The 7,132-nt window shown below is 72.3% G+C and carries 4 protein-coding genes; 3 read left to right on the top strand and 1 reads right to left on the bottom strand.

Features of this window, described 5'->3' with window-relative positions; all coding sequences use genetic code 11:
* Positions 1 to 420 precede the first annotated feature (420 nt).
* Complete coding sequence (locus tag ACFWEE_RS20780) at positions 421 to 1,311, top strand: NAD(P)-dependent oxidoreductase (protein WP_386890998.1); 891 nt, start codon at positions 421 to 423, stop codon at positions 1,309 to 1,311.
* Positions 1,312 to 2,108: 797 nt separating this feature from the next.
* Positions 2,109 to 3,137, top strand: coding sequence for an aldo/keto reductase (locus tag ACFWEE_RS20775; RefSeq protein ID WP_386890996.1), 1,029 nt, complete (start codon positions 2,109 to 2,111; stop codon positions 3,135 to 3,137).
* A 197-nt stretch (positions 3,138 to 3,334) separates the two neighbouring features.
* Here ACFWEE_RS20775 and ACFWEE_RS20770 read toward each other — a convergent pair whose 3' ends face one another.
* Positions 3,335 to 4,861: a multicopper oxidase family protein gene (locus tag ACFWEE_RS20770; RefSeq protein WP_386890995.1), complete on the bottom strand. Its 1,527-nt coding sequence runs from the start codon at positions 4,859 to 4,861 to the stop codon at positions 3,335 to 3,337.
* Positions 4,862 to 5,245: 384 nt separating this feature from the next.
* On the opposite strand from ACFWEE_RS20770, the gene ACFWEE_RS20765 reads away from it, so the two are divergent.
* On the top strand, positions 5,246 to 7,039 hold the full coding sequence (locus ACFWEE_RS20765; RefSeq protein ID WP_386890993.1) for an acyl-CoA dehydrogenase: 1,794 nt from the start codon (positions 5,246 to 5,248) through the stop codon (positions 7,037 to 7,039).
* The last annotated feature ends 93 nt before the right edge of the window (positions 7,040 to 7,132 follow it).

The following is a 7,132-nucleotide window of genomic DNA, read 5'->3' as shown; positions in this document are numbered from 1 at the left end:
CCCTCGCTTTTGTCCGGTGGGCCTTGATCTTTTTAAACCCCCCCGCCCGCCCCCCCCCCACCCCCCCCCGCCCCCCCGCCCCCGCCCGGCGGCGGCCGGGCGGAGGCGTCTCATGCCCGGTTCCACGGGGGCGGCCCAGGCCTCAGGCCCCAGGCCCCGGAACCGGGAACCGGGCGGCCCAGTCCCGGGGGACCCGGACGCGGCACCCGCACTCCTGGAGGAGACGACCCGCGCACACGGCCCGCACGGAAGCGGCCACCCCGCCCGGCGGCTCCGCGGCACGACCGGCGTACGGCTGAACGGCGTGTCCGTACCCCCGTCGTACGTCGTAGCGTGCGGGTGGGCGTCGCGATCCGTCGGGCGCGCCGCCGTCCACGTGCCACCCCGTTCCATCCTTCTGACAGGGAGCCGATGAGCACCATGAGCGACACACTGACCGTCAGCGTTATGGGCGCCGGAATCATGGGCGCCGCCATGGCCCGCAACCTCACCCGAGCCGGACACGCCGTACGGGTCTGGAACCGCACCCGGGACAAGGCCGAACCGCTGGCCGAGGACGGCGCGTGGATCGCCGACACCCCCGCCGAGGCCGTCGACGGCGCCGACGTGGTCCTGACGATGCTGCACGACGGGGCGGCGGTGGCGGAGGTCATGCGACAGGCGGCCCCCGCGCTCCGTTCCGGCACCGCCTGGGTGCAGTCGACCACGGTGGGCGTCGACGACGTCGAGACGCTCGCCGCCTTCGCCGACGAGCACGGTCTGGTCTTCTTCGACGCACCTGTGCTCGGCACCCGGCAGCCCGCCGAGGCCGGACAGCTGCTGGTCCTGGCGGCGGGCCCGGCGGAGCGGCGGGCCGCCGTCGCCCCCGTGCTGGACGCGGTCGGGGCCCGCACGGTCTGGACGGGCGAGAACGGGGCCGACGGAGGCGCCACCCGCCTCAAGCTCGTCGCCAACAGCTGGGTCATCGCGGCCACCACCGCGACCGGAGAGGCCCTGGCTCTCTCCAAGGCCCTCGGGGTGAACCCGCAGGACTTCTTCGACGCCATCGCCGGAGGCCCGCTCGACATGGGCTATCTGCGGGCCAAGTCCGCCCTCATCCTCGACGACCGCCTCGAACCGGCCAGTTTCGCGGTGACCACGGCCGAGAAGGACGCCCGCCTGATCGTGGAGGCCGGTCAGCGGCACGGCGTCCGCCTCGACGGCGCCGCCGCGAGCGCGGACCGCTTCGCCCGGGCCGCCGCCCAGGGCCATGGCCACGAAGACATGGCCGCCGCCTACTTCGCGAGCTTCGACCCGGACGAGTCGCGCTGACGGCAGGAGGCCGGTACCCGGTCCCCGTCCGCCGAACGTGGCTGGTCGCGGGGGGCCGGGTGGGCCGCCCTCGCGCAGCACGGTCACGGTCAGCCGCGGGCGCGGCAGCCACCCGGTCTCCAGCGGCGGGTCGTGACGGTCGACGGACGTGACGTGCGTCAGGGTCGGCGGCACTCCGACCCGGCAGAGGTCACCCGCCCGCAGGCGGTGGGGCGGCGGGTCGGTCCGGAACAGTTCCGACTGGTTCCCGGGGCGGGCGTCCTCGTCCTCGACGCCCAGGGCCACGACCCCGTTCCAGCGGAAGAACGCGCTGTCCTCGTCGATGGACCACCACGGCCACCTCACCGACAGGTGATCCCACCTCAGGCCCTCTTCGACCACGGTCTTCGTGAAGGGGCAGGCGACCGACAGCACGTCACCGACCCGGAAGTCCCCCGCGTGTTCCATCGGGCCGGCGTAAGAGGGCAGCCCGGGACGGTGCGCGGGGCCCTCGCGGAGTGCGGGGTCCTCGCGGCACGTGGGGGCTCCCGCGGTGCGCGTGGGCTCGTGCGGTGCGCGGACGGTCGTGACGCGGAGCTGTCCCGACGACCCCTCTGTGGCCCTTGTGAATCGGAACGCTGTTCCGTATCGTCATTCCGGAACGGTGTTCCGCTTTCGGCTCCAGGGCCGGCCGGAACCCGCCGAGACCCGTGCGCGGTCCGCACGCACGCCGTCCGTACGAGACCGTCCGTACGGAACCGCGCGCACGCGTCCGCACGCACGTTCGCGCGCGCACGTCCGCGCATACGAGGAGAGCCATGCGATACCGCACGCTGGGCCGGACCGGCATCAAGGTCAGCCCCTACTGCCTGGGCGCCATGATGTTCGGTGCCATGGGGAACCCCGACCACGACGATTCCGTCCGCATCATCCACAAGGCGCTGGACGCGGGCATCAACTTCGTGGACACCGCCGACGCCTACTCGCGCGGCGAGTCCGAGGAGATCGTCGGCAAGGCCCTCAAGGGGCGCCGCGACAACGTCGTCCTGGCCACCAAGGCCCATCTCCCGATGGGCGACGACCCCAACCAGCGGGGGAACTCGCGGCGTTGGCTGGTACGCGCCCTGGAGGACTCGCTGCGCCGGCTGGGCACCGACCACGTCGACCTGTTCCAGATCCACCGTCCGGAGCCGGACACCGACATCGAGGAAACCCTCTCCGCCCTCACCGACCTGGTCCGCGCCGGCAAGGTCCGGGCCATCGGCTCCTCCGCCTTCCCCGCCACCGACATCGTCGAGGCGCAGTGGACCGCCGAACGGCGCGGCCTGCAGCGTTTCCGCACCGAGCAGCCGACGTACTCGATTCTCAACCGGGGCATCGAACGCGAGGTCCTGCCGGCCTGCGAACGGTACGGAATCGGCGCGCTGGTCTGGAGCCCGCTGGCCGGGGGCCTGCTCACCGGCCGCTACCGCAAGGGCCAGGAAGCCACCACGCACCGCGCCGCCTTCGGCTTCAGCCATCTGAAGGACGAACGCCGCCTCGACGTCGTCGAACAGCTCATCCCGCTCGCCGAGAAGGCGGGGATGCCTCTGACGCATCTGGCCACGGCCTTCGCCATCGCCCACCCCGGCGTCACCTCGGCGATCATCGGACCGCGCACCATGGCCCACCTCGACGACCTGCTCGCGGGCGCCGAGGTCGTCCTGAGCGACGAGATCCTCGACCGGATCGACGCCGTCGTGCCCCCCGGGACCGACATCGGGAGGCTCGACATGGCGTACGACCCGCCCGCCATCCAGCAACCCGCGCTGCGCCGCCGCCCCGGCCCGGAGCGCGCCGCCGTCTGACGGGGGAGGGGCGCGGGGGCGGCGCCGGGAGCCGGGCGGGGCACTCGGACGCGCCCGGATCACCCGACCCGGTGGGGCCGTGCGGGAGCGCCGCGCCTCGGGCGGTCCGTCGAGCCGCCCGAGGCCCTTCCGCGGGCATGCTGTTCAGGCCAATCCGGCCAGTCCGGCCGTGCCGAGCCGTCGCGAGCCGTCCGGCGTCACTCGACGTACTCGACGAGCTGCATCATCCCCTGGTCCTCGTGCTGGAGCTGATGGCAGTGGATGAGGGCCCGGCCGGTGAAGTCCTCGAAGCGGACGCGCAGGGTCACCGAGCCTCCCCTCCGGATGCCGATGGTGTCCTGCCACACCGGTGTGTCGAGGGCGCGGCCGTCGACGGCGGTCACCAGGAAGTGGTTGGTGTGCAGGTGGAACGGGTGGACGGGGTGGCCGTTCGAGGTGTTGCGCAGGGTCCATTCCTCCGTGTCGCCGAGCCGGAGGGTGTGGTTGACGTGCTCCGGATCGAACCTGCCGTACGTCGGATCCGTCGGATCGGCCAGGTCGCGGGTGGCCGGCGTCGCTCCGTCGCCGGTGATGCGGAAGGCGTGCGGGAAGGGCAGGCCGGGGAAGGCGTTCCTGTCGCTGTGGAAGGTCAGCGAGCGGCGGCGGGTCACCGCACCCGGGTCGATGTACGGGGTGGGCCCCGGCAGGTCCGTGGGCAGCTCCATCCGCGCCCCGGAGCCGGACCGCACGGTCATCGTCGCCAGCAGGACGTCGCCCGCCATGATCCGGTAGTCGCCCGGACGCTGCGCCCTGATCATGACGTCGGCCCGGTTGCCCATCGCCAGGGTGACCCCGTTGTGCTCGACGGTCCGGGTGAGGGCGATGCCGTCCATCGCGATCTGGTGCAGGGTGTGTCCCTCCACCAGGATCGGCAGGACGCTGAAGGCGGAGGCGTTGATCAGGCGCCAGCGCTGCACCTCGCCCTCGCGCAGCTCGATCACCGGCCGGAAGAGACCGTTCACGACGTACGTCGACTCGACCGAGTCCAGGTCGCCCTCGGCGTGCAGCTCCGGCACCTGCCCGCCGGAGAGCTTGAGTTCACCGATCGCCATCACGACGTCGCTCGCTGCCGCGATCTCCGGAACCCGGTCGATCGCGCCTTCCACGACGATCGCGCCCAGCAGTCCGCCGGACAGCTGGACGGCGGTCGACCCGTGCACGTGCGAGTGGTACCAGTACGTGCCGCCCTCGTGGCCGGAAGGGATCTCGATGCGGCTGCGGTAGCCCGTGGCGGTCTGGCCGTTGGCCGGATCGTAGGGAGCGAACTCCCGGAAGACGTTGTCCGCCTCGCCGCTCGGCGACACGTGGAGTCCGTGGGTGTGCAGGTTCACCGTGTTGAACCGGTGCGGCACGTTGTGGTCGCCGTGGGCGGCCTGATCGGGGTTGGGCGGCAGCTCGTTGACGTGTGCGATGTCGAGCAGGTCGCCCGGCCGCACGCGGAGCGTCGGACCGATGGCCTCTCCGTTGTAGAGCCGGAGATCGACGTCCCCGACCCCGACGAGCGTGCGCCGGGCGAACGCGACCCGGAGCGTGGTCGACAGGACACCGTCCGCCGACCCGACCAGCGGAGGCTGGCTGAACGCCGGCGCCGCCGCCGAGGCGCGAGGGGCCTGCAGTGCGCCGGTGACCAGGGCGGGAGCCGCCGCCAGTAGCGTTCGCCTGCTGATACCGCGTGATGGGTCCATGGAACTCACCCCTACTCGTGAACGGCCAAAGACCGTCCAGCGTGGCGAGCGGACCGCTGGTTTCGCCGGACGACACGTCCCGCGCCGCCCGGCTTCCTCCGATCGGCGCACGGGTGACCGCGTGGCCCGGAGGCCACTGCTGACTCCCAGTCACCGGACGCCCGGGAGGCCGGAGGCCACCACTGAGGTGAGAGGCCGACCGCCGTGAACGGCGCGGGGTGCCGACGCTGTCGGTACGCCGCTCATGTGCGTCCGTCCGCGCCCGGCTGATGCCCGCAAGGGGGGCTCTCGCGCTCGGGGACCGGCACCTACCGCGTATCAGATCACGCCAATCGTGTTGATCATCACTCTGGGAGACCCCCTGATAGCTATTAGCGTTTTGACGTGACTACCCATCAGATCCGAGACGACGCCCCCCACCCGCCGCTTTCGCTCGCCACCGATCTCACCGAGGCGCTCTACGGCGGTCGCCTCACCGAGATCCACGACCGCTGGCGCGGTCTGTTCGGCTCGGCCCCCTTCGCGTTCCGTGAAGGACTGACCCGTGAGGAGCGCATAGCGCTCTCCTACGAGCGTCTTCGGTTGGTCCGCGCGGCTGTTCCCGGCCGGATGGAGCGGTTCGTGGCGGACGCCGCGGAACTGTCCGCCCTCCACGAGTGGGCCGGGGTCGACCCGGGCATGGCCACCCTGAGCTCGATCCACTTCAACCTCTTTCTCGGAAGCTTGGTCGACCACGGCCGTACCGGCGACGATCTGGCCGAGTTCGCCGATCGGATCGGGACGTTTCTCTGTACGGAGCTGGGGCACGGCAACGACGCCGCGAGATGCGAGACGACGGCGACGTTCGACCGGGAGTCGGGCGGATTCGTCCTGGACACTCCGACGCCCGGGGCGGCGAAGTTCATGCCCAACACCTCCTCGATCGGCGGCGCGAAGGCGGCGGTCGTGGCCGCGCGTCTCCTGGTCGACGGCGCCGACCACGGGATCTTCCTCTTCCTGACCCCGCTGAGCGACGCCGACGGGGTCCATCTGCGAGGGGTCGAGGTGCGGGAGCTGCCCGAGACGGCCAGTGCCCCGGTCGACCACTGCGTCACGACGTTCCGTGGTGTGCGTCTGCCCTACGAGGCGATGCTCCAGGGCGACCACGGGCACCTCACCCGCGAGGGGGAGTTCAGCAGCGCCGTGGGCAGTCCTCGGCGCCGGTATCTGCACTCCATAGGCCGGGTCACCATGGGCAAGCTGTGCATGTCCGGGTACAGCCTCGGCGCGACGCGCCACGCGCTGGCCGTGACCATGCGGCTCTCCCACGACCGGATCACGTCGTCGATGACCACCCGCGCGACGCAGCCCCTGATCGAGCACCGCAGCCACCACGCCCCGCTCCTGGACGCGGTGGCCACCACGTACGCGGCCACCCTGCTGCACCGGTCGGTGGTCGCGCGGTGGACCCGGGCCGCGGAGGGTACGGACGAGGACCGCGCGGCGTGCGAGCGGGACATAGCCGTCGCCAAGGCGTGGATCACCTGGGAGGCCCGCAGGACGATGACGACCTGCCGGGAGAGGTCCGGCGCCCGCGGACTGTTCCTCGGCCACGGCATCGCCATGCAGCTCGCGGCCAACGAGGGAACCATCACCGCCGAGGGGGACAACCAGGTCGTCGCCGCCAAGGCGGGCGGGGAGATGGCCCTCGGCGGCACCTCCTTGAAGCCGCCGAGCGAGATCCCGCCCGGGGAGCGCCTGCTGACCGATCCCCAGTTCCAGCTGGACCTGCTGGCCGATGTCGAGCGCATCTGGCACGGCAGGGCCAGTGACGAGCGCCACCAGCCCGCCCCTTCGCCGTCGGCACGCTGGAACAACATCGTGGGCCCGGCGCTCACGCTGGTGGACGCCCACGTCCGGCGGCGGGCCGGGGAGGAGATGCTCACGCAGGCGGCCCGGGCCGGCTCCGCGCAGGGGCGGCGGCTGCTGCTGGATCTGTTCGGGCTGTTCGCGCTGCGCCAGGTGGCCGCCCACAGCGGGGACCTGCTGGCCGAGGGCAGGGTGACGGCCGACCAGGTCCGGAGCCTGTACAAGGTCACCGGGAAGCTCCTCGACGCCCTCGTGCCGCACTCCCTCTCCCTCGTCGAGGGCTTCGCCGTGCCCGACGCCCTGGAGCCGAACTCCATGCTGAATCCTTGAGGCGTTCCGGGGGTGCCGTCCTCCGGACTCGGTCGCGGACGGCACCCCCCGGGCCGGGCCGCGGCAGGTTCCCGCACGACCGCCCGGGGCGGA

Origin of the sequence: Streptomyces sp. NPDC060184, assembly GCF_042728795.1 — a bacterium.
Classification (GTDB): Bacteria; Actinomycetota; Actinomycetes; order Streptomycetales; family Streptomycetaceae; genus Streptomyces.
Note: the sequence above shows the minus strand (reverse complement) of the source record. Positions and strands in the feature narration are given on the sequence as shown.